The organism is Streptomyces sp. JLBG701, from assembly GCF_058544905.1.
The window spans coordinates 9,458,795-9,485,074 of record NZ_CM178588.1 but is presented as its reverse complement, the minus strand read 5'-3'; the positions used below and the strand labels follow the sequence as shown (position 1 = coordinate 9,485,074).

The following is a 26,280-nucleotide window of genomic DNA, read 5'->3' as shown; positions in this document are numbered from 1 at the left end:
CGCGGGGCTGTATCGATATGCGGCTCCGCCGCGTGGGCGCGACCAGCCCCCACGAACCCGCAGCAAACGAACTACCTATCCAGCGAAGCGCTAGCGAGGCGACCGAGCCCGCACGATCGCAAAGCCCGCGGCTCGGCCTCCTCAATCCAGCTGACCGGCGTCTTGAGCTTGTTCGTGGTGTCACCCCTGGACCTCGCTGGTGCTGGCGGTGTCCTCCTCGTTGGGAACCCGGAAGGTCAGGACACCGTCGGTGGCGCCCTTGGCGTGGCTCTCGGGGTGGACGGTGACGTGCGCGGAGGCGACTCCCGCGGCGGCGAGCGCGGTGACGGCGCCTGCGCGGCGCAGGGTGAGGCGTGTCGTGGACACGGGGTTGGGTTCAGGTGCGACGCGGCAGCAGTGCGATCGCCGCGAGTGGTACGGCGGCCAGCACGATGAGGCCGGAGACCGAGGAGAGCGCTCCGGTGTAGAGGCCGAGGCGGCCCTCTTCGGCTAGGTCGGGCACCCAGGCGCGGGCGACGGGCGCGACGAGCATCTGGCCGAGGGTGAGCAGCGCGACGAACCCGGCCGAGGGCAGCAGCCCCGCCGTCCCGGTCAGGCCGGCGGGACGGGCCGCGGCGACGACCGCGAACCCGGCGCCGACCATAAGCAGCCCGGCCGCCATGGACCGGTGCGGGGTGAGCCGCTCCCCCGCCCAGCGGGTCACGGGCAGCTGGGCGGTCACGACCAGCAGCGAGGACAGCGCGAACAGCCAGGCCAGCGGCGCATGCGAGCCCGCCGCGCGCTCCACCTCGGCGGGGAGGGCGAGGTGGAGCTGGTTGTAGGCGAGGAGGTAGGCGCCGTACGCACAACACAGGGCGAGGAAGCGGCGGTTGCGGACCAAGAGTCGTACGCCGCCTTTCTCCCGCATGCGGACGCGCCCGGGGATGTGCTGCGGCAACAGCCAGGCGTGTCCGGCGAGGACGAGCACGAAGATCCCGGCCCCGGCCAGGCACACCGTGCGGAAGTCGACCGCGAGCAGCAGAGCGCCCAGGAGCGGCCCGACGAACGCGCCGGCCTGTCCGGCGACGGTGAACAGCGCCAGGACCCGGGTGCGCGGCCCGTCTCCGGCCTCCTCCCGGGCCACGGCCTGCCGGGCGACCTCGGACTCGACGGCCGGTGAGAACAGCGCGGCGGCGAACCCGATCAGCAGCACCGCACCGATGACCGCCCAGGTCTGTTCCGCGTACCCGAGCCACGCGAACCCGGCGATCCGCAGCGCACAGCCCGCGAGCACGACCGGCCGGATGGCCGAGGCCGGGGATGTCGAAGATCTGCTCCGCCGCGACGGAGCCGCCGGTCAGGCCGACGACGAACAGGCCGAGGTTCGGCAGCAGTCCGGGCACGCAGCGGCGCAGTGCCTGGCACTGGTGAAGTGTCGGTATTCGAGAGTTGCAGTATTCGGCCTTGGGACTGGTGGGCTCGCATGTTGAGGTGTCGCGTATTCGCGAGCCGCTTGGCGCGCCGGACACGGTGAGTGATCGCTTGGGCATCGTGGCTGCCGCCGCGAGTAACTACCAGAGCCAGCGGTCGAGGAACTCGGCCCAGATGAACCCGTTGTAGCCGCCGAAGGCACGTTAATCGATCTTCTTGAGTTCGTCAGCGAGCATGCTGAGTTCGGCCAGGGCTTCGTCCTCGCGGTCATCCGGATCGCTGAGGATCTCCGACTCGCTGACGTGCAGGCCGTAGTGGTGCAGGGTCCGCAGCCACAGGTCGATGGAGGAGTTGGCGAACCATGCCTCGCCTTGAGAGCGACCCACCGGCAGACGTCTGGAGTGCTGGAACCGCCTCCGCCTGGAACGATACGTACTCAATCAACTGATCAACGATGGGAACCCCGACATCAACCAGTAGTGCCTTCTGATCGTCGGGGATCTGCCAGCCCGACACGACTGTCGGCTCTGCCCTCGTAACGTTCCCAGTGCCGGCCCAGGCGGTGAGCTCGTCAAACGCCGTCATGTGAGGGTCCTTCCGGGACTTTCTTCCGCCATCTTGTGAGAGGTAGTCGACTGTCCCGGTGATGGAACTATCCAGGTGAGAGCGGTGAAAGCCCCGTCAGCCATGCAACAGTGCTGTTGCCTTTGATCTGCCCGCTGGAGTCAGCGCCTGGCAACCCGTCGGTCGCCCTTGCCCGACGACGCCCCCGCCATAGGGGCGGCACCGACGTGCTGTCGCTTCTCATGAACATCGAACACGGCGCGGCTGGCAGTGCCTCCCGAAGCCATGGCCAACTGCTGGCGCAAGCGGTGAACAAAGCCACCCCAGGCCCCTTGCGCAGGGTGCCCACCGCATTCATGCCACTCCCTCCTGGCCTGTGAAGCTCACGTCGTCGGTCGCGGCGACATGCTCGGGGGGGGCGCGGTGAGGTGCCTGGCGGCATCCAGGGTTTCCCGAATGCGCTGGGCGAGGGTGTGCTGGTCGGGGTCGTTGACCCAGCGTTCGTAGGCGACCTTGAACGCGGCGATCCCGATTTCGGCCGCGAGTGCCGCGGTGGTGGTCTCCAGACCGCGCTCACGCAGCGCGTGGGCGAGCGTGGCGGCGAGTGCGGCGAGTTTGGCCAGTTCGCGTTCCTGGAGTTCGGGATTGGCGGCGATGACGGCCTGGCGCTGTCGTGCCAGGTCCTCGCGCTCTTCGAAGACGGGAGCGGCCTCGATCAGGGCGTGGGTGATCACCTCCAGTGGCGGGAGCGAGGCGGGGGCGGTGGCCGTGGCCTCCGCGAGGACGTCGGGGAGGGGGTTGGCGCTGGGGAAGAGGACTTCCCGTTTGTCGGCGAAGTGCCGGTAGAAGGTCCGTTCGGTGACGCCGGCGCGGGCGGCGATCTCCGCGACGGTGGTGGCGTCGAAGCCCTGGTGGTTGTAGAGCTCCAGCGCCGCCTTCTCCAGGCGGCCTCGTGCGTCGGGTTTCCATCGGCTCATGCCCCGATCCTACACCGCGATGACAGAAGCTGACATCAGAGTGATGACAGAGTCTGACATCGGTGCTACGGTGATGTCACGAACTGACATCAGGGCTCTCCGCCCCCGGCGGGGAACCCGCAGCAGGAAGGGCGCACCATGCGCGTATTCATCACCGGAGCCTCCGGACACCTCGGCTCCGCCGTCGTCCCCGAACTCCTCGCAGCCGGACACCAGGTCGGCGGCCTGGCCCGCTCGGACAAGTCCGCCGCCGCGTTGACGGCCGCCGGCGCCCAGGTACACCGAGGCGACCTCGACGACCTCGAGGGCCTGGCCGCGGCCGCCGCCGCGGCCGACGGCGTCATCCACCTGGCCTTCAAGCACGACGCCATGTTCGCCGGCGACTTCGACGGCGCCGTCGCAGCCGATCTGCGCGCCATCGACGCACTCGGAAACGCGCTCGCCGGCACCGGCAAGCCCCTGGTGACCACCTCGGGAACCGCACTGTTCGCCTTCGCAGGACTGCAGGACACCCTCACCGAGACCGACGCCCTCCAGGCGGGGCCGCGCATCGACGCCGAGAACGCGGTGATCGCACTCGCCGAACGCGGCATCCGCTCGTCCGTCGTCCGGCTCACCCCGACCGTGCACAGCACGCTCGACCACAACGGCTTCATCCCGACCTTCATCTCCATCGCCCGCTCCAAGGGCGTCGCCGCCTACGTCGGCGACGGGACCAACCGCTGGCCCGCCGTGCACACCCTCGACGCGGCACGCCTGTACCGGCTGGCGCTGGAATCCGCACCGGCCGGATCACGGCTGCACGCCGTCGACGACCAGGGCATCACCTTCCGCCAGATCACCGAGGCCATCGGCCGCGGGCTGAACCTGCCCGTGGTCAGCATCCCGCCGACCCAGGCCGAAGCCCACTTCGGCTTCCTCAGCGCCCACGCCCAGGCCGACAACCCCTCCTCCAGCACCCTCACCCAGGACCTCCTCGGCTGGAAACCCGTCCAGCCCAGCCTCATCGACGACCTCGGCCAGGGCCACTACTTCGACACCCCGGCCACCACCACACCCTGAACCCGCCCCACCTCCATCCCGCCCCATCCAGGCCCGGGGTGGCTAGTCCCAGCCACCCCGCCCTGCTCGAAGACCTTCAGTGCGGCGACCACCTCGCCGCACCGAGGGCCTGACCACGCTCCCGTGCCCCTGACCCGCAGCCCCGCCCCTGGAAGGTAGAACCATGCCCCGCTCCCGTCCCGCGATCGACAGCGAACTGGCCGCAGCACTCCAGGCCATGCCGATCGGCCCGAACGGCGTCTTCGACCTGACCGACATCCCCGCCACCCGCCAGGCCGTCCGCGCGCTCGCCGAATCCATCGCCGCCACCATCCCCGACGAGCCCACCGTCACCGCCGACGAGATCCAGGTGCCGCGCGCCGAAGGCCCCGACGTCCCCATCGTCCTGCTGCGTCCGCAGAACGCGCCCGGACCGCTGCCGGTCCTCGTGTGGTTCCACGGCGGTGGGCAGGTGCTCGGCTTCGCCGCGCAGGACACACCCTGGCTCAAGCCGCTGTCCGCTGCACTCGGCTGCGCCATTGTCAGCGTCGACTACCGGCTGGCCCCGGAAACCCCCGCGCCCGGCGGCGCCGAGGACGGATACACGGCCTACCGGTGGATCAGCGACAACGCCACCGATCTCGGCCTGGACCCCGCCCGGATCGGCCTGGCCGGCCAGAGCGGCGGCGGAGGCATCACCGCCGCCACCGCCCTTCTGATCCGTGACCGCGGCGCGGCGACCCCCCTGTTCCAGCTGCTGATGTACCCGATGCTCGACGACCGCAACACCACCGACTCCAGCCACGAGATAACCGACATCGGCATCTGGGACCGCTCGACCAACCTCCTGGCCTGGCAGGCGATCCTCGGCGACCGCGCCGGCACCGAGGACGTCACGCCCTACTCCGCCCCCTCCCGGGCGACCGACCTCGCCGGCCTGGCCCCGACCTTCATCGGCGTCGGTGAACTCGACCTCTTCCGCGACGAGAACCTCGACTACGCCGCGCGCCTGCGCGCCCACGGCGTCCCCGTCGAGCTGCACCTCTACCCCGGCGCCTACCACGCCTTCGACATGTTCGCCCCGCAGTCCCACCTCGCGGCGAGCTTCCACCACACCATGAACGACTACCTCGTCCGGCACTTCACGAAGGCCCCGGCAGCGCCGACCGCTCAGTAACCCGCAGGTCTGACGGCCTGCATCCTGTGCGGAATCCCGACAGCGCCTCCGAGCCGATTGCCACACCGTGCTCGGCTCGGCGGCGCATCCGAAACGAAATTTGGAGTACCCCCATGCTCATTGGAGTCCCTTGCGAGCCCGCAGGGGAGACGCGCGTCGCCGCGACACCGGCCACCGTCAAGCAGCTCACAGGACTCGGGTACGACGTAGTGATCGAGGCGGGGGCCGGGACACTCTCCGCCTTCGCCGACGAGTCGTACGTGGAGGCCGGAGCGCGGATCGGCACGGGCGAGGAGGCGTGGGGCGCCGACATCGTCTTCCGGGTCAACGGCCCGTCGATGGACGAGGTGGGCAAGCCGAAGGACGGCGCCACACTGGTCTCCACACTCGCGCCGGCCCTCAACCCCGAGCTGGTCGACGCACTCGCGGCGCGGCCGATCACGGTGCTGGCGATGGACGCGGTGCCGCGCATCAGCCGCGCCCAGTCGCTCGACGTGCTCTCGTCCATGGCCAACATCGCCGGCTACCGCGCGGTGGTCGAGGCGGCCCACGAGTTCGGCCGCTTCTTCACCGGCCAGGTGACCGCCGCGGGCAAGGTACCGCCGGCGAAGGTGCTCGTCGCGGGCGCGGGTGTGGCCGGTCTGGCCGCGATCGGGGCGGCCTCGTCGCTGGGCGCGATCGTGCGTGCCACCGACCCGCGCCCGGAGGTGGCCGATCAGGTGAAGTCGCTGGGCGGCGAGTACCTCCCGGTAGTGGTCCAGGAGGAGACGCAACAGTCGTCCGACGGCTACGCGAAGGCCACTTCGGACCTCTACAACGAGGCCGCCGCGAAGCTCTACTCCGACCAGGCCGCGGACGTCGACATCGTCATCACCACCGCGCTGATCCCGGGGCGTCCGGCGCCGAGGCTGATCACGGCCGCCGACGTGGCGAGCATGAAGCCGGGCTCGGTGATCGTCGACATGGCCGCCGGCATGGGTGGCAACGTCGAGGGCAGCGCCCCCGGGCAGCGGGTCGTCACCGACAACGGCGTGATCATCCTCGGTTACACCGACCTCCCCGGCCGCCTGCCCACCCAGGCCTCGCAGCTTTACGGGACCAACCTGGTCAACCTGATGAAGCTGCTCACCCCGGGCAAGGACGGGAAGTTCGTACTCGACCTCGACGACGTCGTACAGCGCGGCATCACCGTGGTCAAGGACGGCGAGAAGCTGTGGCCACCGCCGCCCGTGCAGGTCTCGGCGGCGCCCGCCGCCGGCAACACGGGGCCGGCTGCCGACATACCCGCCAAGGAGGAGAAGGCGCCCATGAGCGCCGGCACCAAGCTCGGCCTGAGCCTGGCCGGCATCCTCGCCTTCGGCCTGATCGTCGCCCTCGCCCCGGCCCCGCTACCGCAGCACTTCACCGTGCTGATGCTCGCGATCGTCATCGGCTACTACGTGATCGGCAAGGTGCACCACGCGCTGCACACCCCGCTGATGAGCGTCACCAACGCCATTTCCGGCGTCGTCGTCGTGGGTGCGCTGCTGAAGGTGTGGCACCCCGACCACCTCATGCAGTCGCTCGGCGCCGTCGCCGTCCTGCTCGCCTCCATCAACGTCTTCGGCGGTTTCGCGGTGACACGCCGCATGCTCGCCATGTTCAGCAGAGGGAACTGACGACATGAGCGTCTCCGACATAGCCACCGCGGCGTACGTCATCGCCGCGCTGCTCTTCATCCTCAGCCTCGCCGGACTGTCCAGGCACGAGAGCGCCAGGCAGGGCTTGATCTACGGCGTCGCCGGCATGGGCGTCGCCCTGGTCGCCACGATCGTCTACGTCATCAAGAGCGGCCACGACCAGGCCGGCAGCGACAGCACGCTGGGCATCGTCCTGATGTTCGTCGCCGTCGTGGTCGGTGGTGCGATCGGCCTGTGGCGTGCCCGGATCGTCGAGATGACCGGCATGCCCGAGCTGATCGCGCTGCTGCACTCCTTCGTCGGTCTGGCCGCCGTGCTGATCGGCTGGGTCGGCCACCGCGAAGGCGTGCTGTCCGGCGAGCCGGTCGAGTCGCCGATCTCGCTGTGGAACATCCACAACGCGGAGATCGCCATCGGCATCTTCATCGGCGCGGTCACCTTCACCGGCTCGATCGTGGCCTACCTCAAGCTCTCGGCGAAGATCAAGAGCGCCCCGCTCATGCTGCCGGGCAAGAACCTCATCAACGTCGGCGCGCTCGTCGTCTTCGCCGTGCTGAGCGTGGTCTACATCGTCGTCTCCCACGACAGGACCGACAGCACGGGCACGATCGTCCTCGCCCTGATCACGCTGGTCGCCCTGGTGCTGGGCTGGCACCTGGTCGCCTCCATCGGCGGCGGCGACATGCCGGTCGTGGTCTCGATGCTCAACAGCTACTCCGGCTGGGCCGCGGCGGCCTCGGGCTTCCTGCTCAACAACGACCTGCTGATCGTCACCGGCGCGCTGGTCGGCTCCTCGGGCGCGTACCTGTCGTACATCATGTGCAAGGCGATGAACCGGTCCTTCATCTCGGTCATCGCCGGCGGCTTCGGCATCGAGGCCAAGGCCTCCGCCGACACCGAGCACGGTGAGCACCGCGAGATCTCGGCCGAGGAGACCGCCGAGCTGCTGGCCTCCGCGTCGCGCGTGGTCATCACGCCGGGCTACGGCATGGCTGTCGCCCAGGCGCAGTACCCGGTCGCCGAGCTCACCCGCCTCCTGCGCGAGCGCGGTGCCGACGTCCGCTTCGGCATCCACCCCGTCGCCGGGCGGCTCCCCGGGCACATGAACGTGCTGCTCGCCGAGGCGAAGGTCCCCTACGACATCGTGCTCGAGATGGACGAGATCAACGACGACCTGGCCGAGAGCGACGTCGTCCTGGTCATCGGCGCCAACGACACCGTCAACCCGTCCGCGGCCGAAGACCCCGGCAGCCCGATCGCCGGCATGCCGGTGCTCCGGGTCTGGGAGGCGAAGAACGTCGTCGTCTTCAAGCGCTCAATGGCTGCCGGCTACGCCGGCGTGCAGAACCCGCTCTTCTTCCGGGACAACTCCCAGATGCTCTTCGGCGACGCCAAGACGAAGGTCGACGAGATAGTCGGAGCACTCTCCCTGGCACGGGCGCAGCGCGCTGCGGCGTAGATCAACAGGCACTTCGGTCACTCCAACGCATGCGTGACAGCCGCACTCACAGATCATCAGGGCCCGGCAGCCGAAGGCCGCCGGGCCCTCAACACGTCGCTGTTGACTCCGCAATGCCACCCGCGCTCACCGAGCATGCCCAATCCCCTGAAGCGACTTTCGCTGTCGGTTGCTTCGCACGGGAACGCCTGATCGCCTCCGGGATGAGCGCTGAAGAGCTCGAACAGCATCTGGCCGACATCCATGCCGGCCAGGTCGATCTCGCGACCTTTCCGGTCGTTTCCGCTACCGGTTGGCCCCGAAACCCGTCGCGACCGCGTCGCGGTGCTGCCACTTTCGCGCCCATGCCGGACGACAGCGCCAAGAGCCTCGACGGGGCCATCGGCACCCACGGCATCGCCATCACCTACGAACTGATGGGCATCCTTATCTAGATCTCACGCGGATACGCCCAGGTCAGGCGGATGTTGTACGTATAAAAGGGGCGTTGATGTGACCTCCCACCCGCCTATGGTCGTAGGCCGTGCATCAGGTTGGAGATGAGTCCGGCCACGAATTCCTCGGTGACGGGCTCGTCGGGGATCAGCAGCCGGTGGTAGCAGGCGCCCCAGAGTTGGTCGACGACGATGCGTGGGTCCACGTCGGCCCGCAGCTGGCCGCGTTGCTGGGCGCGTTGCAGGACGTCGACGGCCAGGCGGCGGCGCGGACCGGAGTAGTGCTCGCGGAAGGCGGTGGCGAGGTCTGGGTCAGTCTGCGCCGCGCCGACCAGTTCGATGACGATGCGGCCGGCTGGGGTGTCCGCGGTGAGGTGGACGAAAGCGCGCAGCTGGGTGAGCAGGTCGGCCTCGATGTCGCCGGTGTCGGGGAAGGCGAGCGTGTTCTCGACCGCGGTGAAGTATCCGTCGAGGGCGAGCGCGCCCTTTGAGGGCCACCACTTGTAGATCGACATCTTGCTGACGCCCGCCGTCGTGGCGACCCGGTCGATGGTGAAGCCTGTCATGCCTTCGTCGAACAGCAGTGTGCCGGCGGCGGAGAGGATGTCGCGGCGCACCTCGTCGGCCGGTCGCCGCCCCCGGCCGCGCCGTACGGGTGCGCCGCCCTCCGGGGTGGAGCCGGTGCCTGAACCTGCTGTCGATGCCCTGGCCACCGCGGCCTCCTCGGATCGGTTCGATGCGTCTTCCCCAGTTTATATGGACGCAGCGTCTACATCTTGCTAATATGGACGCATCGTCCATTACCGGCCGGACGCCTCCGGCCGCCGAAAAGGAGTTCTGCCATGACCAGCACCAACACCAACACCCCGCGCGTCGCCGTCGTCACCGGTGGATCCGGCGGCATCGGCCGGGTTGCCGCCGAGCGCCTGGCCGACGACGGCCTGGCCGTCGTCGTCTCCTACTCCGGCAACCCCGCCCCCGCCCAGGAGGCAGTGCAGGCAATCGAGAAGGCGGGCGGCACCGCCATCGCCGTCAAGGCGGACGTCGCCGACGAGACCGAGGTAACCGCCCTGTTCGACGCGGCCCAGGAGCGCTTCGGCGGCGTCGACGTCGTGGTGCATGCGGCCGGGATCATGCTGCTCGCGCCGATGGCCGAACTCGACCTCGCCGACTTCGACCGGATGCACCGCATCAACGTGCGCGGCACCTTCGTCGTCGGCCAGCAGGCCGCCCGCCGCGTCCGCTCCGGAGGTGCGATCGTCAACTTCTCCAGCTCGGTCACGAAGATCGCCCTGCCGAACTACACCGCCTACGCCGCCACCAAGGGCGCCGTCGACGCCATGACGCTGATCCTCGCCAAGGAACTGCGCGGCCGCGACATCACCGTCAACGCCGTCGCCCCCGGCCCGACCGCGACCGCCCTGTTCCTGGACGGCAAGCCGGACACCGTCATCGAGCACCTGACGAAGATGTCACCCCTGGAGCGACTGGGCACCCCCCACGACATCGCCGAGGTCGTCTCCTTCCTGGCCGGCCCGGCCCGCTGGGTCAACGGCCAGGTCCTCTACGCCAACGGCGGCGTCATCTGAACACCCCTCAACCCACCCCTTCCCAAACACTCCAAAGGAACGTGAACAGCATGTCCAAGACCGTACTCATCACCGGTGCGTCCAGCGGCTTCGGCGCCATGACCGCACGCGCCCTCGCCGACGCCGGCCACCTCGTCTACGCCGGCATCCGCCACACCACCGGCCGCAACCGCCCCGCCGTCGCCGAGACCGCCCGCTACGCCCACGAACACGGCGTCGACCTGCGCAGCGTCGAACTCGACGTCAGCGACCAGGCGTCCGTGGACGCAGCCATCGCCGCCATCGTCGCCGAGTCGAGCCGGATCGACGTGGTCGTGCACAACGCCGGCCACATGGTCCTGGGCCCGCTGGAGGCCTTCACACCGGAACAGCTGCACGAGGTGTTCGACGTCAACGCGGCCTCCACCCAGCGCGTCAACCGCGCCGTACTGCCCCACCTGCGTCGGCAGGGCGACGGCCTGCTGGTGTGGGTCGGCTCGACCAGCACCCGCGGCGGAACCCCGCCCTACCTCGGCCCCTACTTCGCCGCCAAGGCCGCCATGGACTCCCTCGCCGTCACCTACGCCGCCGAGGTCGCCCGCTTCGGCATCGACACCACGATCGTGGTCCCCGGTGCATTCACCTCCGGCACCAACCACTTCACCCACTCCGGCCGCCCCGCCGACACCACCGTCGCCGACGCCTACGAGGCCCGCTACGCGGGACTGTCGGAGCAGGTCGGCGCACGCCTGGCGGAGATCACCCCGCCCGACGCGGACCCGGCTGAGGTCGCCGCCGCGATCGTGCGCGTCCTCGACACCCCCAAGGGGCAGCGCCCCTTCCGTGTCCACATCGACCCCGTGGACGACGGCGCCGAGACTGTCAACCGCGTCGGTGACATGGTGCGTACCTCCTTCTACCACCGCATCGGCCTCGACGACCTCCTCGCACCGCACCTCGCCTGAACCCGGCCCAGAACGATCGGCACAGCGCTCACCATGAGGTCAATCCCGACCCCAGCACCGCAACGCGGCATCGCCCGCGTCAGCCGACTCCGACCCGTCCGGCTCCCCTTCGGCCTCACCGCACCAGATGCCGAAGGGACCAGGCGCCAAGCTCGCGATGCGGCTGGAGAAGGGGCCGACCGCTCACGGCTGGAGTGCGGACCAGACGTGGACCGCCGCAAGGGTACGCACGCCGATCGGGCGGAAGCTCCACCTCTCCTACAGCGCCTCCGGGGTGACCCGGCCGCTGCACCGGATGGGCTACAGCGTGCAGATGCCCGCCCGGCCCGCCACCGAGCGCGACGAGGAAGCCGTCGTCGCGTGGCGGGAGATGACCTGGCAGGAGGTAAAACGGCCTTCGGGGACTATCCGAACACAAATTAGCGGTAGCCGCCGACCCGGTCATGGTCCGGTTGGTGCGGTGAGGGCGACGACGCGGTTCTCGTACTCGCGGCGGGCTTTGCGCTGGGCCGGAACCGCCGGGGCGCCCTGGCCGCCGTCGAGAGGCTGGCAGCGGGCGAGGAGCTGGCGTTGCACGGAGGGGGCGGCGCTGACGCGCAGAGTGTAGCCCTGGCCACGCCGCACGGTCACCTGATGGTCGAGCGCGGCCCGCTCGGCGGGCTCCAGTTCGGCGGTGCGGAGGAAGTGGGCGACCTTGCCCGGCATGTCGAGGGTGACCGGCAGTTCCGGGGCCGGGGCGTCCTCGTGGTCGGCGGGGGCGTGCTCTGGCATCAGGTCGGTGACGGTCGTGCGGATGGCGCCGCGGCTGACGCCGTGTTCGCGGGCCAGGGCTGCGATGGACCGGCCGTTCAGGTACGCGGTGCGGACGCCGTCGGTCTTCGCGGCCGGGACGGCGGGGCGGCGGCCGCCTTTGCTGCCCTTGGCCTCGGCGGCGCGCAGCCCGTCGTAGGTCAGCTCGCGCTGGAGGTCGCGCTGGAGTTCGCCGGCGGCGGCGAGGGTCTGCACCATGAATTTCACAGTGGACAGCAGCTCGCCGGTGCGCGGGTGGCAGGCGGTGAGGTCCATCGCGGAGAAGGCGCCGTCGTGGATGCGCAGGGCGAGCCGGTCGTGGTGGAGGACGTCGAGCACGTCGATGTGCTGGGTGCCTCGTACGAGGCGGAACATCTCGGAGATGTGCACGATGTCGCCCGGCCGCGCGTACGTCAGCAGTTCGCGGAACTTCGGCCGCTGGAGGGGGTGGAGGCGGCTGGAGGTGCCCGGGTCCTCCTCGAAGACGACCGGGTCTTCGATCCCGGCTTCGTCCAGGACGAGGTTCTGCCGGGCGGTCGACTGCTGGTCGGTCGAGACCCGCTTGTAGACCAGGTTCGCCATCGAGGCCCCCATGCGGAGGACCGGACCCTATCTGTCGTCAAACCCTGTCAGCAATCGCCATCGGATTTGATGGGATCGACGCCGCCCCGGAGTCCAGTAATGTCCGGGTTCATTGGATGCGCTTGGCGCCTGTCGGCAAACGATCCTTTGCCGACAGGGCCGGCGGAGCGCGGTCAGTTGCCCGACGGCTGGCCGTAGAGCTGCGCCGGGTCGCCGGCGAGGGCGGACTTGACGAAGCGGCTGGGGTCGTCGACCAGCACCTCGATGGCTCCTGTCTGTACGCCGTCGAGGGCGGCGCGTGCGACATCCGCCGGATCGATCTTGGGTACGTCGCGTCCCGCCATCATGTCGGTGTCCGCAGCCCCCAGGTGTACGCCTTGGACGAGGGTCTTCTGGCCGGCGAGTTCGACGCGTACGCCGTTGGTCATATTCCACTCCGCAGCCTTGGCCACCGAGTACGACCCCGATCCTTCAGCGGTGGCCACCCATGACAGCACGGAGAGGATGTTGACGATCGCGCCCCCGCCGTTGGAGGCCAGGGCCGGGGCGAAGGCGCGGATGACCCTCAGGGTGCCGAAAAGGTGTGTCTCCAGGTCCTGCCGGATCATATCCAGGTCGTCGGTCAGGAGGTGTGCGCCGGTGCTGATACCGGCGTTGTTGACCAGCAGCGTGACATCCTGCGCCGCTACGGCCGCCTCTGAGATCGATGCCTCGTCCAGCAGGTCCAGGTACAGCGGCGTGACCCGCGGGTCCAGAATGCCGATCGACTCCGGGCGGCGAGCGGTCGCGTAGACCTTCTCAGCTCCGCGCTCCAGCATCTGCTCGACGAAGCGCCGACCGATCCCTCGATTGGCCCCGGTCACGAGTGCGGTGGAACCGGCGATGTCCATGGTCATTCCCTTTCTCGGGCGGGCGCTCGGTGCAATCCCGCTCCGTGTTGCCTACGCTAGAACTTGACGTCGACGTGAAGTGCAAATCGACCGGCGGCGACAGCACGAGCAGAAGGAGTCGCGATGCGTATCGGCGAACTGGCCGATCGGGCCGGAGTCAGCACGCGGGCCCTGCGCTACTACGAGGAGCAGCTCCTGCTCAGTCCCCAGCGCACGTCCGGCGGCCAGCGCTTCTACCCCGAGGCCGCCGTCGACCGGGTGAAGCTCATTCAGCAGCTCTATTCCGCCGGCCTCGGCAGCCGCCTGATCGCCGCACTTCTGCCCGCCATCGACGGCCGTTCGATGGGCCCCGAGCTACTGGACCGCTTGCGCTACGAGCGCGCCCGCATCGACGCGAAGACCGCCGAGCTACAGGCGGCGAGCCGAAGGCTCAATGTTCTGATCGAACTCGCCACGCATCCTGACACCGAATCCTGCCCGGCCTCGCTCGACCCCGACCCGAGCGGCGCGCGGCAGGACAGGACGCCTACCAGAGGTGCCGGAAAAATTGCGGAACTGTTCCCCTTTCCGCTGTGACCCGGCATACAGCACTTCATCGAGCCGTGTGCGCCCTGGGAGCGGACCGCGACCGCCACGAAACGGCTGACGAAGGCAGCGGCGGACCAGAAGCACGGTCCGTCGCTTCGGCGGTGCCCCCTTCGAGGACTCGGTCCGTCGGGTGCCGTAGGCGTAGATCGTCTTGAGCGTGGCAGCATCGCGTAGCGCGGTGAGTGTGCCCTTGCGGCCCTGTCCGTGAATTCGTCGGGGCCGGGCATCAGCGGCGTCAACCAGCGCCTGGACAGGGCGGCGGGCTGAGGCTTGGCCTCGGTGGCGTGGGTGAGGGCGGCGGCGACCGCGGTGAGGGTGACGTCCGTGCCGTCCTGGAAGGTGGCCTCGCGCAGGGTGAACAGCCAGGTGCGGGCGTTCTCGCGCTGCCAGGACGCAGAGAGGGCGGGAGCGGCGGTGCCGTTGGCGTCGAGGGCGGTCAGGCCTTCGGTGACGCCGACGCGGCTGAGGAGGGTGGCGTCGGCGCCGTAGGGCGAGAGGTTCTCGGCGGGCGGGAAGGCGAGGGCGACCCACAGTCGGGAGCCGGAGCCGGCTTTCGCGTCATCGGTGTCGCCGGCAGCGAAACAACCCGCGAGGAGCGGGGTGAGCAGCAAGCCGGCGAGCAGCCTGGAACGGCGGGGGAAACGGGGCACGCGCATCGACGACTACCGTCCCATCGGTATCTCGAAGTGCACGATGCCCTGGCCGCCGCCCGGTTCCTCGCGCTCGTCGTGTACGACCTTGCCGAGCGACCGCCAGAAGTCCTCGGCGCCCGGGACCGCCGGGTCGGTGTGCAGATACATGGAGCGGTAGCCGCCGTCCGCTGCCGCGAACGCCAGCAGTTCGCGGACCAGGCGCCGGGCGAGGCCGCGTCGGCGATGCTCGGGGCGGACGTACACGCGGCGCAACTGAGCGGTCTCGACGGAGGGATAGCGCTCGGCGAGGTCGCGGGGCACATAGCCCGTGCCGAAGTCGCGGTACACGGTGTCGAGCATCACGGCTCGCGCGCCGTCGAGGTCTTCCGGGCCTGCCACCCTGATGCAGTAGTCACGCACTTGCACATCATTTGCATTAAGAATCGCAAGTGATCACCACCCTCGTGCGCCGCAATGCACCCTGCGCCGACTTGACAGAGATCGGCGAGCCCCCTAAAACCTAGCCACATGACATTCATTTTCAAAATGACCGGGCGTCAAGCAGGCCGGGTGAAGTCTGCTGCGGTTCAGCAGCGCCCTGAAGGGGCGCGGGGCTGTGTCGAAACGCGGCTCCGCCGCGGGGCGCGACCAGCCACGACAGTGCCGCGGAGGACCGACGGCACATCGCGGCAATTGCAGCGGAGCGCCTAGTGCGGGTCGCGTTCGTCGGCAAGGGCGGCAGCGGCAAGACCACCCTCTCGGCGCTCTTCTCCCAGCACCTGGCGCGCTCCGGCGCGCCCGTGGTCGCCATCGACGGTGACATCAACCAACACCTGGCCGAGGCACTGGGCCAGGACGAACAGCCCTTAGCGGCCCCTCCCCTCGCCTCGCACCTGGGCGAGATCAAGGAATTCCTGCGCGGCACCAACCCGCGCATCGCCTCCCCCGAGGCCATGATCAAGACCACTCCGCCGGGCCGCGGCTCACGTCTGTTGCGGCTGCTCGGCGACGACGAGATCCACGCCCGCCATGTCCAACGCGTGGGCGGCGTACCGCTGATGGTGACGGGCGAGTTCGACGAGAGCGACCTCGGGGTGGCCTGCTACCACTCCAAACTCGGCGCGGTGGAGCTCTACCTCAGCCACCTCGTCGACGCCCCCGGCGAATACGTCGTCGTCGACATGACGGCCGGAGCCGACGCCTTCGCCTCCGGCCTCTTCACCCGCTTCGACCTGACCATCCTGGTGGCGGAACCCACCCGCAAGGGTGTCTCCGTGTACCGCCAATACCGCGACCACGCCCGGGAGTTCGACATCCCGGTCGCCGTCGTCGGCAACAAGGTGACCGGCGAGGACGACCTGCTCTTCCTCAAGGGCGCGGTGGGCGACGACCTGCTCACCCACCTCGTGCACTCCCCCTGGGTACGCGCCGCCGAACAGGGCCGCGCGCAGGGCGAGTTGGAGGCGCACAACCGCCACGCCCTGGACGTCCTGCGCGCAGCGGTCGACGCACGCCCCAAGGACTGGCCGACCATGCAGCGTCACGCCGTCGAGTTCCACCTGCGCAACGCCCGCGCATGGGCGGACGAGGCGACAGGCCTGGACCTGGCCGCCCAGGTGGACCCGGACTTCGTCCCGGGCCCGGCGTCCCTGACCTGACCCGATCTGCCCACCACCCACTCACCACCCACTCACCCCCACCAGACAGGACCCTTCATGTCGCTCGACGTCTCCCCGAAGCTCCTCGCCGAAGCCGAAAACGGTGACATCCGCGAGGCGGACTTCGTGGACACCGTCCGCACGTCCCTCCCCTACGCCTACGACCTGATCGCCGGCCTCGCCACCGAACTCCACGACGGCAAGGCCGACTTCACCGACAACCAGACCCCGCCCCCGTCCGAGAAGGAACGCGGCCAACTCCTCCGCGCCCTCGCCAGCGACGCCATCCGCGGCAGCCTGGAACGCCACTTCGGCATCACCCTCGCCTTCCAGAACTGCCACCGCGTGGCGGCGTTCCGGCCCGGCACGGAGGACGGCGAGACGTACGGCAAGTTCACGTCGGTGCGCTCTCAGGTGCTGAACCAGTCGCCGGAGTTCAGGGACTGCTGACCCCTCCGAGGAAGGCCGCGACCGACGTCACGAACCACTCCGGGTCGTCGAGCCACGGAAAATGCCCGGCGCCGGGCTGGAGGGTCAGCTCGGCGTTCGGGAACAGGGTGGCGTACTGCGTCATCACGCGGGGAGGGGCGGCGATGTCGACCTCGCCGGCGAGCACCAGCACGGGGGCGTCGAAGCTCGCGAGGGACTTGCGGGTGAGGTCCGGGGTGAAGGCGTCCTCGGCGCCGAAGGCAGCCGCGACCTCGCTGTTGTCCTCCTCGTCCTGGGCGGACCAATGGGCCCGGGCCGTCTCGTCCCAGCGGCCGTAGGAGAAGGGGGCGATGGCCTGCCAGCTGTCGGGCGTGGGCTTGCCCGCGAAGATGTTCTCCAGGGCCGCGAACGCCTCCGGGAACCATGGTTCGTTCCGGCGGAGCAGGGAGATCTCGCGTCGGTCGGCGCCCGTGATCGGGATGTCGACGGCCCGGACGCTCGGGGTGATCAGGGCGAGACGAGAGACACGGTCCGGGTTGCGGGCCACGTACTGTGCGGCCGGGTTCGCGCCGGCGCAGTGGGCCAGCAGGTCCATTCGGTCGAGGCCCAGGTGTTCGCGCAGCGCGTCCACGTCGGCGACCAGTCGGTCGGAGCGGCAGGAAGCGAGGTCCTGCGGTGTCGCCGAATCGCCGGTGCCCCGGACGTCCAATTTGATCAGCTGCCGGTGGGCGGACAGGCCGCCCAGGTCGCCGAGGTATGAGGAGGCTGCCGGGCCGCCTGGGAGGCAGATCAGGGGCGGGCCGTCCCCGGTCACGTGGTAGGCGAGGGTGGTGCCGTCGGGTGCGGGGAATGTGGGCATGGCTCAGACCATTTCAGCAGGCCCCGGGGGTCGGCAACCGGATTGTCGTCGGGGTACGCAGGCGAGCCGGACGGTTGATTCGTCCGGCCCGTATTCCGCCCGGTTTATGGCATGGGCGTGACCTGTAAGGCGCCGACCCCGGTCCGGTGGACGCGGGTTCCCGCGCCCGCGTCCACCGTTCACGCCGCTGTGACCGTCAGGCGGCGCGCCTGGCCCGGTTGCGGTGGTCGCGGATGATGTCCGCGTACCGGCGTCCGGTGCCCTTGATCGTGCGGGTCTGGGTGCGGTAGTCGACGTGGATCAGGCCGAAGCGCTTGTCGTAGCCGTACGCCCACTCGAAGTTGTCGAGCAGCGACCAGGCGAAGTAGCCGGCGAGCGGGGCGCCCTTGCGGGCGGCCGAGGCGCAGGCGGCGAGGTGGCGCTCCAGGTAGTCCTGGCGCTCGGGGTCCTCGACGGTCCCGTCGGGGCGCAGGACGTCCGGGTAGGCGGAGCCGTTCTCGGTGACGTACAGCCTGCGGGCGCCGTACTCCTCGGTGAGGCGCAGCAGCAGGGTCTCGATGCCGCTCGCGTCGATCTCCCAGTCCATGCCGGTGCGCGGGACGCCGAGTCGGCGCACCGAGCGGACGCGGGGCGCCGGGCCGCGTGGGTCGTCGGCGACGGTGGCCGGGAAGTAGTAGTTCAGGCCGAGCCAGTCGAGAGGCGCGGCGATGGTCTCCAAGTCGCCCGGCTGCTCGGGGAGTTCGACGCCGTAGACCTCGCGCATGTCGGCCGGGAAGCCTCGGCCGTGGACCGGGTCCAGCCACCAGCGGTTGATGTGGCCGTCGTGGCGGCGGGCGGCCTGGACGTCCTCGTCGCGGTCGGTGGCGGCGTACACCGTGGAGAGGTTGTTGACGATGCCGACCTCGGCGTCCGGGGCCGCGGCACGGATCGCCTGGGCGGCGAGTCCGTGGCCGAGGAGCAGGTGGTACGAGGCCCGGACGGCGGCGGTCAGGTTCGTCCGGCCCGGGGCCATCTTGCCCTCCAGATGGCCGATCCAGGCCGAGCAGGACGGCTCGTTGAGGGTGGCCCAGTGACTGACCCGGTCGCCGAGGCGTTCGGCCACGACCGAGGCGTACGCGGCGAAGTGCTCGGCGGTCTCCCGCTCGGGCCAGCCGCCCCGGTCCTCCAGCGCCTGCGGGAGGTCCCAGTGGTAGAGGGTGACTGACGGGGTGATGCCCGCCTCCAGCAGGCCGTCGATCAACTCGTCGTAGAAGGCGAGGCCCTTGGCGTTGACCGGGCCGTCGCCGCCGGGCACGACTCGCGGCCAGGCGATGGACAACCGGTAGGCGTTGGCGCCCAGTTGGCGCATGAGGCCGATGTCCTCGCGCCAGCGGTGGTAGTGATCGCAGGCGATGTCGCCGTTGTCGTTGTTCGCGATCTTGCCGGGAGTGTGCGAGAAGGTGTCCCAGATCGACGGCGAACGGCCGTCCTCCGCCACGGCTCCTTCGATCTGGTACGACGCCGTGGCCGTGCCCCACAGGAAGTCGTGCGGGAGTGCGGCGAAATCGATGGTCACGTAAGTCCCTTCGGGGTGGGGGGAGTTGGTCACTTGACGGCTCCCGCCGTCAGCCCGGCGACGAGGTAGCGCTGCAGCAGGAGGAAACCGGCGACCACAGGCACACTGACGACCAGCGAGGCGGCCATGATCTGGTTCCAGTACACGTCGTTGAGCGTGGAGTAGCCCTGGAGGCCGACAGCGAGGGTGCGGGTGGTGTCGTTGGTCATCACCGACGCGAACAGCACCTCGCCCCAGGCGGTCATGAAGGCGTAGACGGCGACCGCGACGATGCCCGGGATCGCGGCCGGCACGACGACGCGGAACAGCGCGCCGAGCGGCCCGCAGCCGTCCACCAGCGCCGCCTCGTCCAGGTCGCGCGGCACCGAGTCGAAGTACCCGATCAGCATCCAGATCGAGAACGGCAGGGAGAAGGTCAGATACGTCAGGATCAGCCCGCCGCGCGAGCCGAACAGGGCGATGCCGGTGGCGTTGCCGATGTTGACGTAGATGAGGAAGAGCGGGAGCAGGAAGAGGATGCCCGGGAACATCTGGGTGGACAGCACGGTGACCGTGAAGACGCGCTTGCCGCGGAAGTCGTAGCGGCTGACGGCGTACGCCGAGAAGACCGCGATGACCACCGAGCAGACGGTCGCCACGCCCGCCACGATCAGCGAGTTCATGAAATACCGTGCGAGCGGCACCGTCGACCAGATGTCGATGTAGGGGCGGAAGGTCAAACCGCTCGGCAGCCAGCGGAACTTGTCCGTGACGTCGGCCAGCGGCTTCAGCGAGCTGGAGACCATCACGTACACCGGCAGCAGGACGAAGCCGGTGAGCAGGGTCAGGAAGATCCGCCGGGACCAGAGGAAGGAGCGCGGCGGCGCCATCGGCGAGCTAGACATCGGCGGTCCTCCGTCCGCGTGAGGTGAGGGCCAGGTACACGCCGGTCACCAGGAGCAGGAAGAGCAGCAACAGGACCGACATGGCTGAACCCGTGCCGAAGTTCCAGGTGACGAACGAGGCTTGGTAGATGTGGACCGAGATGAGGTCCGCGGCCTCGGGGGCGGCCTTGCCGAACAGGACGTAGGGCGTGTTGAAGTCGTTGAACGTCCACAGGAACAGGACCAGGATCAGCACCTGGTTGACGGGACGGAGCGACGGCAGGGTGATGCGGCGGATCTGCTGCACCATCCCGGCGCCGTCCAACGCCGCTGCCTCGTAGAGGTCCTTGGGGATGTTCTGCAGGCCGGCCATCACGATGAGGAAGGCGAACGGCCAGCCCTTCCACACGGACACGATCAGCAGCGCGTAGAAACTGTTGTCGCCGATCAACCAGAAGGACGGCTTGTCGGTGAGGTGGAGCTGGTCGTGCAGGACGTGGTTCACCAGGCCGTTGTCGTGCTGGAACATGAACACCCAGGTGATGACGGCCGCGTAGACCGGCAGGGCGTACGGGACGAGGAACAGGGCGCGCAGCAGGCCCCGGCCACGGAAGTTGTCCTGCATGTAGATCGCCGCCGCCGTGCCGATCAGCCAGCACAGGCCGACCGACAGCAGGGTGAAGGCGACGGTGACGAAGAAGGAGTGGAGGAGGGCCTCGCCGACGGGTGCGTCGAAGTCCACGGACATCTTGTAGTTGTCGAGGCCGGACCAGGGGGCGGTGCCCCAGTCGCGGATGTAGAACTGCGTGAGTTCCTTGAAGCTCATCACGATGCCGATCACCATCGGCACCAGATGGACCAGGAGTTCGAGGAGCAGGGCGGGCAAGAGGAGCAAGTACGGCAGGCCGATGCGCCGGATCCGCCCGGGGCGGCGGCGGGGGCCGTCCGCCGCTCCGGGGGAACTCTCGCGCACAGCGGCCTCGGTGGGGGCCGTGGTCGTCATCGTGCTCACTTCGCCGGCATCTGCTGCTGGGCCTTCTCCAGCCTGGCCTTGACCGACTCGGTGGTCACCGCGCGTCCGGCGGCGGCGTCGGCGAACAGTTCCTTGACGGCCGTACCGACCGTCGTCTCGAACTGGGACTCGTCGGCGACCTGCGGCAGCGCGGCCGCGCTCGTGGCGAGGGTGTCCTTGAGGACGGCGTTCGCCGAGGTGTTGAACGCGGCGTCCGTCTGGGCGGCCTTGACCGGCGGGATGGAGCTGTACGCCGTGTTGAGGATCTTCTGTTCGGCGTCGCCGGTCATGAACTTCACGAACTTCGTGGCGCCGTCGAGGTTGTCGGAGTTCTTGAATACGGCCAGGTTGATGCCCGCGACCATCGAGTTGACGCCGGTGCCGGTGCCGGGGGTGCCGGACTGCACGGGGATGGGGGCGATGCCGTACTGGTCCTCGCTCATGCCCTGCGACTTGAGGTTGGCGGACGCCGACTGCCACATCAGCATCGCCGTCTTGCCCTTGGCGAAGTCGCTGACGGACTGGTTCTGCGCGTACTCGGCGTTGCCCACCGGGATGACCTTGTCCTTGGCCATCAGGTCGACGTACTGCTTGACCGCGGCCACCGCGCCGTCGGAGGTGAAGTCGGGCTTGCCGTCGGCGGTGAAGAAGTCGGCGCCATGCTGCTTGGCGAAGACGAAGGTGTGGTGGATGTTCTCCGACACGTTCGCGCCCTCGGCGCCGAGGACCTGCTTGCCCTTGGCGGAGATCTTCTTGCCGTCGGCGATCAACTCGGCCCAGGTGGCGGGTGGTTGGGAGATACCGGCGTCGGCGAAGATCTGCTTGTTGTAGTAGAGCGCGTACGCCATCGAGTACAGCGGCACCGCGGCCGGGTCCTTGCCCTCGGCCCCCGTCGAGCCGAGCGCCGAGTCGACGAAGCGGTCCTTGCCGCCGATCTTGGCGAAGTTCGCGTCGTCCCAGGGCAGGAACGCCCCGGTCGCCTGGAGGGAGGCGCTCCAGGTGTTGCCGATGTTGAGGACGTCGGGGCCCTGGCCGGAAGTGGCCGCGGCGAGGATCCGGTTGAGCAGGTCCGACCAGGGCACGACCTCCAGCTCCACCTTGATCCCGGTCTGCTTCTCGAACTTGTCGAGCTCGGGCTGGAGGACCTTCTTGTCGATCTCGATGCTGGCGCCCTGGTTCGAGGCCCAGTAAGTGAGCGTCTTGGGCGAGTCGTTGGACCCGTCACTCGTCGACGAACCGCCTCCGCAGGCCGTGGCAGCCAGGGCCAGAGACAGGGTGACGGCACCTATGGCCGCGACTCGGTTGCTGCGCATGGCTCCCGGTGTCCCTTCAGGAAATACCATCATGGCTTAATTTAGGACGTGAGTTAAACCCTGGGCGCCGGACACGTCAAGGGTTTGAACAGCACTCGTCGAACTCCGCCGAACTCTCGTCGCACCTCTTGACGCGCACGTTCAGGCAGTTGAAACATTCACCGGCGAGAGAGCGCTCCCAGGCCCCCCATCGTTCAATTCCTGAACCAGACTTGAAGCTGGAGCCGCCCCATGCCGTCTGACCCCGCACGGAAGTCCACCGCCCTCGGCCGCAGAGCCCTGCTCGGTGCCGCCGTGGCCGCCCCCGCGCTCGCGGCCCTGCCCACCGCGGCCTCCGCCGCCCCGTCGGCCAAGAGCCCGCGAGCCCTTCCGGGTGGCGGCGACCTCGGCCCGAACGTGATCGTCTTCGACCCGTCGACTCCCGGTATCCAGGCCCGACTCGACCAGGTGTTCGCCCAGCAGGAGTCGGCGCAGTTCGGCACCGGCCGCTACGCCCTGCTGTTCAAGCGCGGCACCTACAGCGGGCTCAACGCCCAACTGGGCTTCTACACCTCCATCGCGGGCCTGGGTCTGTCCCCCGACGACACGACCATCAACGGGGACGTCACGGTCGACGCCGGCTGGTTCAACGGCAACGCCACGCAGAACTTCTGGCGTTCGGCGGAGAACCTCGCGCTAGTCCCGGTCAATGGCACCAACCGCTGGGCCGTCGCTCAGGCGGCGCCCTTCCGCCGGATGCACGTACGCGGCGGCCTCAACCTCTCGCCCACGGGCTACGGTTGGGCCAGCGGCGGCTACATCGCCGACAGCCGCATCGACGGCCAGGTCGGACCGTACTCGCAGCAGCAGTGGTACACGCGGGACAGCGCGATCGGCAGCTGGCTCAACGGCGTGTGGAACATGGTGTTCTCGGGCGTGGAGGGCGCGCCCGCACAGAGCTTCCCGAACCCGCCGTACACGACCCTCGACACGACCCCGGTCTCCCGCGAGAAGCCCTTCCTCTACCTGAGCGGCAGCGAGTACCGCGTCTTCCTGCCGGAGAAGCGGACGAACGCCCGCGGCGTCACCTGGGGCAACGGCACCCCGCGCGGCACCTCACTCCCCTTGACACAGTTCTACGTCGCCCAGCCAGGCGTCTCGGCGGCCACCCTCAACCAGGCGCTCACCCAGGGACTCCACCTCCTGCTCACCCCGGGCATCTACCACCTCGACCAGCCGATCCAGGTGAACCGCGCCAACACCGTTGTGCTGGGCCTGGGTTACGCGACCCTCATCCCGGACAACGGCGTCACCGCGCTGAAGGTCGCGGACGTGGACGGGGTCCGGCTGGCCGGGTTCCTCGTCGACGCCGGGACGGTCAACTCCCCCACCCTGCTGGAGATCGGACCGCAGGGCGCGTCCCGGGACCACTCCGCCAACCCGACCACCGTGCAGGACGTGTTCGTCCGCATCGGCGGCGCGGGCGCGGGCAAGGCCACGACCAGCCTGGTCGTCAACAGCCGGCACACGATCATCGACCACACCTGGATCTGGCGCGCCGACCACGGCGCCGGCGTCGGCTGGGACACCAACCGGGCCGACTACGGGGTCGTCGTCAACGGCCACGACGTCCTGGCCACGGGCCTGTTCGTGGAGCACTTCAACAAGTACGACGTGCAATGGTACGGACAGCGGGGCCGCACGATCTTCTTCCAGAACGAGAAGGCGTACGACGCCCCGAACCAGGCGGCGATCCAGAACGGCTCGATCAAGGGCTACGCCGCCTACAAAGTCGGCGACAACGTGACCGCGCACGAGGGTTGGGGCCTCGGCAGCTACTGCTATTACAACGTCGACCCGACGATCGTGCAGCACAACGGCTTCACCGCCCCGAACACGGCGGGCGTGAAGTTCCACGACCTACTGGTCGTCTCGCTCGGCGGCCAGGGCCAGTACGAGCACGTCATCAACGAGACGGGCACGCCGACTTCGGGCACGTCGACCATTCCGTCGACGGTGGTGTCGTACCCCTGAGGGCGTGGCGGGTGCGGACCGGGGCTCCCCCTTCGGCCCGCACCCGCCACCGTCACACGGTCGCGCTGAGAGTTCAGGACGACAGGCTCCGCCAGAAGCCGAGGTTGTGCTCCTCTCCGAAGTCACGGGTGGCCTTCGAGCAGGCGGCCGGGGGCTTGGTGCTCGACGGTGCGGTGTCGCACGCGACCAGCGACATCAACTTCCCTGTACCGGCGCTGTACTTGGGCCATGTCGGTGTGCGGGGCCCGTTGGGGTCGCCGTGCGCCGCGAACCGGCCCCAGTAGGTGATCATCTGGCGGGACAGCTCCAGCTGGTCGTCGTCGTAGGGCAGGGTCTGGCCGAGGTAGTCCCAGATGTAGCCGAGGTCGTCGACGTGGATCGCGCCGCCGAAGGGGAAGTCGCGCGCGGTCTCGCTCTTCTGCTGGATCAGGAAGATCGAGGTGAAGTGCGGGGTGTCGCTCTCGGCGAACTCGTAGGCGTACGTCGGCACCCAGCGTGCCAGTGCGTCGATGAGCTGTTGGCGGGTGAAGGAGGTGGAGTCGTTCTGGGCGTCGGTCCAGGCCTGGCCCGGGGTGTCGTAGGCGCTGAGCGGGTATTCGGCGAGGACGGCGTCCGCGTCGTCGCCGTAGGTGGAGCGCACGGCCGCCTCGTACTGGGCCGCCGTCATGGGCGTACCGAGGTAGTCGTAGTTCTGGAAGGTGAACAGGCCGCGCTCGCTGTTGGTCTGACCGAGCGTCACCGGGACGCGGTTGAAGGTGCCGGCCTGGACCAAGGCTCCGGGGTCGGTGCCGAAGGACGTGCCGCCGAGGGAGGGGCGGATCGGCGCCTTGACCTGGGCGGCGGCGATCGCGGAGGCGGGTTTGGCGCGCAGGCAGGCGAGGATGTCGGTGGCGGTGGAGCAGCCGATCTCCTTGACGAAGGCCTGGCTCTGGGTCTCGCCGGCCGCGGCGGACTGGATGCCGCAGCTGCCGCTCATGATGCCCGCGCGGGCGAACAGGCCCTTGGCGGTGGGTGAGGTGAGCTGTGCGCAGACGGAGCCGCCGCCCGCGGACTGGCCGGCGATGGTGACGTTCCCCGGGTTGCCGCCGAAGTGGGAGATGTTCGACTGGACCCACCGCAGGGCTGCCTGCTGGTCCAACAGGCCGTAGTTTCCTGGGCCGTTGGCGCTCTCCGCGCGCAGTTGGGGCAGGTTGAGGTAACCGAGCGGGCCCAGGCGGTAGTTGATGGTGACGACGACCGAGCCCGTCTGCTCGACGTACTTTCGGGGGTTGGTGTCCTGGCCCGCGCCGCCGAAGTAGCCGCCGCCGTGGATCCAGACCACGACGGGCGCGTTGCCCTTGATGCCGTCCGGTACATAGACGTTGAGGGCGAGACAGTCCTCGGTGGTGGTCGGGTTCTCGTAGCCGGGGTCCCAGCCGGCGGGCTGTGTGCAGCGGTCGCCGAAGCGGGTGGCGTCGCGCACGCCGGACCACTTGGGCGCGGGCTGCGGGGCTTTCCAGCGGAGCTTGCCGACGGGGTCGGCGGCGTAGGGGATGCCCAGCCACTCGTCGTATCCGGTCCGGCTCGCTCCTTTGACCCTGCCATTCGTGGTCTGAACGGCGGTGGAAGCGGGGCGGGTTGACGTTTGCGCGGCGGTTTCCGAGGAGGACGAGGGGGACTGGGTTTGGGCGACAATGGGGGTCAGTCCCAGGCCGAGGAGGCTGACGGTGGCGAGAGTGGCGCGGACTCTGCCGCGCAGGGCCGTGATCGGTCTCATGCTTCCCTGCTCTCTGCTTGCGTTGCGGGCGCGCTGAGGAAGGTGGGCGGGGTACCGGTGTGGCCTG

At 69.2% G+C, this 26,280-nt stretch carries 23 protein-coding genes and 5 pseudogenes; 12 read left to right on the top strand and 16 right to left on the bottom strand.

Annotated elements, in window-relative coordinates; genetic code table 11:
* Positions 1–186: 186 nt before the first annotated feature.
* The 5 genes and pseudogenes from AC5DRG_RS43430 to AC5DRG_RS43410 all read right to left on the bottom strand — a co-directional run.
* Positions 187–366 (bottom strand): annotated as a pseudogene (locus AC5DRG_RS43430) (DUF1775 domain-containing protein); the annotation flags it as partial.
* Between the two features lie 10 nt (positions 367–376).
* Positions 377–1,285 (bottom strand): annotated as a pseudogene (locus AC5DRG_RS43425) (MFS transporter); the annotation flags it as partial.
* Between the two features lie 328 nt (positions 1,286–1,613).
* Positions 1,614–1,796 (bottom strand): hypothetical protein, encoded by a 183-nt coding sequence (locus tag AC5DRG_RS43420; protein WP_491813399.1) that lies wholly within the window; start codon positions 1,794–1,796, stop codon positions 1,614–1,616.
* 103 nt (positions 1,797–1,899) lie between these two features.
* A pseudogene (locus AC5DRG_RS43415) lies at positions 1,900–1,995 on the bottom strand (SUKH-4 family immunity protein); the annotation flags it as partial.
* A 362-nt stretch (positions 1,996–2,357) separates the two neighbouring features.
* Complete coding sequence (locus AC5DRG_RS43410) at positions 2,358–2,951, bottom strand: TetR family transcriptional regulator (protein ID WP_491805361.1); 594 nt, start codon at positions 2,949–2,951, stop codon at positions 2,358–2,360.
* A 138-nt stretch (positions 2,952–3,089) separates the two neighbouring features.
* On the opposite strand from AC5DRG_RS43410, the gene AC5DRG_RS43405 reads away from it, so the two are divergent.
* The 5 genes from AC5DRG_RS43405 to AC5DRG_RS43385 all read left to right on the top strand — a co-directional run bounded on the left by AC5DRG_RS43405 (position 3,090) and on the right by AC5DRG_RS43385 (position 8,741).
* Complete coding sequence (locus AC5DRG_RS43405; protein ID WP_491805360.1) at positions 3,090–4,013, top strand: SDR family oxidoreductase; 924 nt, start codon at positions 3,090–3,092, stop codon at positions 4,011–4,013.
* 163 nt (positions 4,014–4,176) lie between these two features.
* The gene (locus AC5DRG_RS43400) at positions 4,177–5,169 is read left to right on the top strand and encodes an alpha/beta hydrolase (RefSeq protein ID WP_491805359.1); all 993 of its coding nucleotides are present in this window, start codon (positions 4,177–4,179) and stop codon (positions 5,167–5,169) included.
* A gap of 113 nt (positions 5,170–5,282) precedes the next feature.
* Positions 5,283–6,827, top strand: coding sequence for a Re/Si-specific NAD(P)(+) transhydrogenase subunit alpha (locus AC5DRG_RS43395; protein ID WP_491805358.1), 1,545 nt, complete (start codon positions 5,283–5,285; stop codon positions 6,825–6,827).
* A 4-nt stretch (positions 6,828–6,831) separates the two neighbouring features.
* Complete coding sequence (gene pntB / locus AC5DRG_RS43390) at positions 6,832–8,307, top strand: Re/Si-specific NAD(P)(+) transhydrogenase subunit beta (RefSeq protein WP_491805357.1); 1,476 nt, start codon at positions 6,832–6,834, stop codon at positions 8,305–8,307.
* Positions 8,308–8,510: 203 nt separating this feature from the next.
* Positions 8,511–8,741, top strand: a complete 231-nt coding sequence (locus AC5DRG_RS43385) for a hypothetical protein (RefSeq protein WP_491805356.1) — start codon at positions 8,511–8,513, stop codon at positions 8,739–8,741.
* A gap of 74 nt (positions 8,742–8,815) precedes the next feature.
* Here AC5DRG_RS43385 and AC5DRG_RS43380 read toward each other — a convergent pair whose 3' ends face one another.
* Positions 8,816–9,454: a TetR/AcrR family transcriptional regulator gene (locus AC5DRG_RS43380; RefSeq protein WP_491805355.1), complete on the bottom strand. Its 639-nt coding sequence runs from the start codon at positions 9,452–9,454 to the stop codon at positions 8,816–8,818.
* A gap of 129 nt (positions 9,455–9,583) precedes the next feature.
* Here AC5DRG_RS43380 and AC5DRG_RS43375 point away from each other — a divergent pair, with 129 nt between their 5' ends.
* The 3 genes and pseudogenes from AC5DRG_RS43375 to AC5DRG_RS43365 form a co-directional block, all read left to right on the top strand.
* Positions 9,584–10,330: an SDR family oxidoreductase gene (locus AC5DRG_RS43375; protein WP_491805354.1), complete on the top strand. Its 747-nt coding sequence runs from the start codon at positions 9,584–9,586 to the stop codon at positions 10,328–10,330.
* Positions 10,331–10,380: 50 nt separating this feature from the next.
* Positions 10,381–11,274 (top strand): SDR family oxidoreductase, encoded by an 894-nt coding sequence (locus AC5DRG_RS43370; protein ID WP_491805353.1) that lies wholly within the window; start codon positions 10,381–10,383, stop codon positions 11,272–11,274.
* Between the two features lie 136 nt (positions 11,275–11,410).
* Positions 11,411–11,665, top strand: a pseudogene (locus AC5DRG_RS43365) (helix-turn-helix domain-containing protein); the annotation flags it as partial.
* Positions 11,666–11,715: 50 nt separating this feature from the next.
* On the opposite strand, the gene AC5DRG_RS43360 reads toward AC5DRG_RS43365, so the two are convergent.
* Positions 11,716–12,645, bottom strand: a complete 930-nt coding sequence (locus AC5DRG_RS43360) for a recombinase family protein (protein ID WP_491805352.1) — start codon at positions 12,643–12,645, stop codon at positions 11,716–11,718.
* A 173-nt stretch (positions 12,646–12,818) separates the two neighbouring features.
* The gene (locus AC5DRG_RS43355) at positions 12,819–13,535 is read right to left on the bottom strand and encodes an SDR family oxidoreductase (RefSeq protein WP_467836107.1); all 717 of its coding nucleotides are present in this window, start codon (positions 13,533–13,535) and stop codon (positions 12,819–12,821) included.
* A gap of 123 nt (positions 13,536–13,658) precedes the next feature.
* On the opposite strand from AC5DRG_RS43355, the gene AC5DRG_RS43350 reads away from it, so the two are divergent.
* Positions 13,659–14,111 carry a MerR family transcriptional regulator gene (locus AC5DRG_RS43350; protein WP_491805351.1) on the top strand — a complete coding sequence of 151 codons (453 nt, stop codon included), beginning with the start codon at positions 13,659–13,661 and terminating at the stop codon, positions 14,109–14,111.
* 245 nt (positions 14,112–14,356) lie between these two features.
* Here the strand turns inward: AC5DRG_RS43350 and AC5DRG_RS43345 are convergent.
* Together AC5DRG_RS43345 and AC5DRG_RS43340 are read right to left on the bottom strand one after the other, a co-directional pair.
* Positions 14,357–14,779 (bottom strand): annotated as a pseudogene (locus AC5DRG_RS43345) (ABC transporter substrate-binding protein); the annotation flags it as partial.
* A gap of 6 nt (positions 14,780–14,785) precedes the next feature.
* A complete protein-coding gene (locus AC5DRG_RS43340) occupies positions 14,786–15,175 on the bottom strand; it encodes a GNAT family N-acetyltransferase (RefSeq protein WP_491805350.1) in 390 nt (129 codons plus the stop codon).
* Between the two features lie 290 nt (positions 15,176–15,465).
* Between AC5DRG_RS43340 and AC5DRG_RS43335 the strand changes: the two genes are divergently transcribed.
* A complete protein-coding gene (locus AC5DRG_RS43335) occupies positions 15,466–16,413 on the top strand; it encodes an ATP-binding protein (RefSeq protein WP_491805349.1) in 948 nt (315 codons plus the stop codon).
* Positions 16,414–16,470: 57 nt separating this feature from the next.
* The gene (locus AC5DRG_RS43330) at positions 16,471–16,863 is read left to right on the top strand and encodes an SCO5389 family protein (protein ID WP_491805348.1); all 393 of its coding nucleotides are present in this window, start codon (positions 16,471–16,473) and stop codon (positions 16,861–16,863) included.
* Here the strand turns inward: AC5DRG_RS43330 and AC5DRG_RS43325 are convergent.
* The 5 genes from AC5DRG_RS43325 to AC5DRG_RS43305 form a co-directional block, all read right to left on the bottom strand.
* Positions 16,850–17,701 (bottom strand): alpha/beta fold hydrolase, encoded by an 852-nt coding sequence (locus AC5DRG_RS43325; RefSeq protein WP_491805347.1) that lies wholly within the window; start codon positions 17,699–17,701, stop codon positions 16,850–16,852. The genes AC5DRG_RS43330 and AC5DRG_RS43325 overlap by 14 nt on opposite strands.
* 196 nt (positions 17,702–17,897) lie before the next feature.
* Positions 17,898–19,256 carry a GH1 family beta-glucosidase gene (locus tag AC5DRG_RS43320; RefSeq protein ID WP_491805346.1) on the bottom strand — a complete coding sequence of 453 codons (1,359 nt, stop codon included), beginning with the start codon at positions 19,254–19,256 and terminating at the stop codon, positions 17,898–17,900.
* Positions 19,257–19,285: 29 nt separating this feature from the next.
* The gene (locus AC5DRG_RS43315) at positions 19,286–20,125 is read right to left on the bottom strand and encodes a carbohydrate ABC transporter permease (protein ID WP_491813314.1); all 840 of its coding nucleotides are present in this window, start codon (positions 20,123–20,125) and stop codon (positions 19,286–19,288) included.
* A 7-nt stretch (positions 20,126–20,132) separates the two neighbouring features.
* Complete coding sequence (locus AC5DRG_RS43310; protein WP_491805345.1) at positions 20,133–21,122, bottom strand: carbohydrate ABC transporter permease; 990 nt, start codon at positions 21,120–21,122, stop codon at positions 20,133–20,135.
* Between the two features lie 5 nt (positions 21,123–21,127).
* Positions 21,128–22,444, bottom strand: a complete 1,317-nt coding sequence (locus tag AC5DRG_RS43305; RefSeq protein WP_491805344.1) for an ABC transporter substrate-binding protein — start codon at positions 22,442–22,444, stop codon at positions 21,128–21,130.
* Positions 22,445–22,675: 231 nt separating this feature from the next.
* Between AC5DRG_RS43305 and AC5DRG_RS43300 the strand changes: the two genes are divergently transcribed.
* Complete coding sequence (locus AC5DRG_RS43300) at positions 22,676–24,457, top strand: pectate lyase-like domain-containing protein (protein ID WP_491805343.1); 1,782 nt, start codon at positions 22,676–22,678, stop codon at positions 24,455–24,457.
* 73 nt (positions 24,458–24,530) lie between these two features.
* Here the strand turns inward: AC5DRG_RS43300 and AC5DRG_RS43295 are convergent, their stop codons facing one another.
* A complete protein-coding gene (locus tag AC5DRG_RS43295) occupies positions 24,531–26,213 on the bottom strand; it encodes a carboxylesterase/lipase family protein (RefSeq protein ID WP_491805342.1) in 1,683 nt (560 codons plus the stop codon).
* Positions 26,214–26,280 lie beyond the last annotated feature (67 nt).

Excerpts from the sequence above, each read along its gene's own strand:
- AC5DRG_RS43410 (WP_491805361.1), bottom strand. The coding sequence starts at position 2,951 with ATGAGCCGATGGAAACCCGACGCACGAGGCCGCCTGGAGAAGGCGGCG.
- AC5DRG_RS43405 (WP_491805360.1), top strand. The coding sequence starts at position 3,090 with ATGCGCGTATTCATCACCGGAGCCTCCGGACACCTCGGCTCCGCCGTC.
- AC5DRG_RS43400 (WP_491805359.1), top strand. The coding sequence starts at position 4,177 with ATGCCCCGCTCCCGTCCCGCGATCGACAGCGAACTGGCCGCAGCACTC.
- AC5DRG_RS43395 (WP_491805358.1), top strand. The coding sequence starts at position 5,283 with ATGCTCATTGGAGTCCCTTGCGAGCCCGCAGGGGAGACGCGCGTCGCC.
- pntB (WP_491805357.1), top strand. The coding sequence starts at position 6,832 with ATGAGCGTCTCCGACATAGCCACCGCGGCGTACGTCATCGCCGCGCTG.
- AC5DRG_RS43385 (WP_491805356.1), top strand. The coding sequence starts at position 8,511 with ATGAGCGCTGAAGAGCTCGAACAGCATCTGGCCGACATCCATGCCGGC.
- AC5DRG_RS43375 (WP_491805354.1), top strand. The coding sequence starts at position 9,584 with ATGACCAGCACCAACACCAACACCCCGCGCGTCGCCGTCGTCACCGGT.
- AC5DRG_RS43370 (WP_491805353.1), top strand. The coding sequence starts at position 10,381 with ATGTCCAAGACCGTACTCATCACCGGTGCGTCCAGCGGCTTCGGCGCC.
- AC5DRG_RS43360 (WP_491805352.1), bottom strand. The coding sequence starts at position 12,645 with ATGGCGAACCTGGTCTACAAGCGGGTCTCGACCGACCAGCAGTCGACC.
- AC5DRG_RS43355 (WP_467836107.1), bottom strand. The coding sequence starts at position 13,535 with ATGGACATCGCCGGTTCCACCGCACTCGTGACCGGGGCCAATCGAGGG.
- AC5DRG_RS43350 (WP_491805351.1), top strand. The coding sequence starts at position 13,659 with ATGCGTATCGGCGAACTGGCCGATCGGGCCGGAGTCAGCACGCGGGCC.
- AC5DRG_RS43330 (WP_491805348.1), top strand. The coding sequence starts at position 16,471 with ATGTCGCTCGACGTCTCCCCGAAGCTCCTCGCCGAAGCCGAAAACGGT.
- AC5DRG_RS43325 (WP_491805347.1), bottom strand. The coding sequence starts at position 17,701 with ATGCCCACATTCCCCGCACCCGACGGCACCACCCTCGCCTACCACGTG.
- AC5DRG_RS43315 (WP_491813314.1), bottom strand. The coding sequence starts at position 20,125 with ATGGCGCCGCCGCGCTCCTTCCTCTGGTCCCGGCGGATCTTCCTGACC.
- AC5DRG_RS43310 (WP_491805345.1), bottom strand. The coding sequence starts at position 21,122 with ATGACGACCACGGCCCCCACCGAGGCCGCTGTGCGCGAGAGTTCCCCC.
- AC5DRG_RS43305 (WP_491805344.1), bottom strand. The coding sequence starts at position 22,444 with ATGCGCAGCAACCGAGTCGCGGCCATAGGTGCCGTCACCCTGTCTCTG.
- AC5DRG_RS43300 (WP_491805343.1), top strand. The coding sequence starts at position 22,676 with ATGCCGTCTGACCCCGCACGGAAGTCCACCGCCCTCGGCCGCAGAGCC.
- AC5DRG_RS43295 (WP_491805342.1), bottom strand. The coding sequence starts at position 26,213 with ATGAGACCGATCACGGCCCTGCGCGGCAGAGTCCGCGCCACTCTCGCC.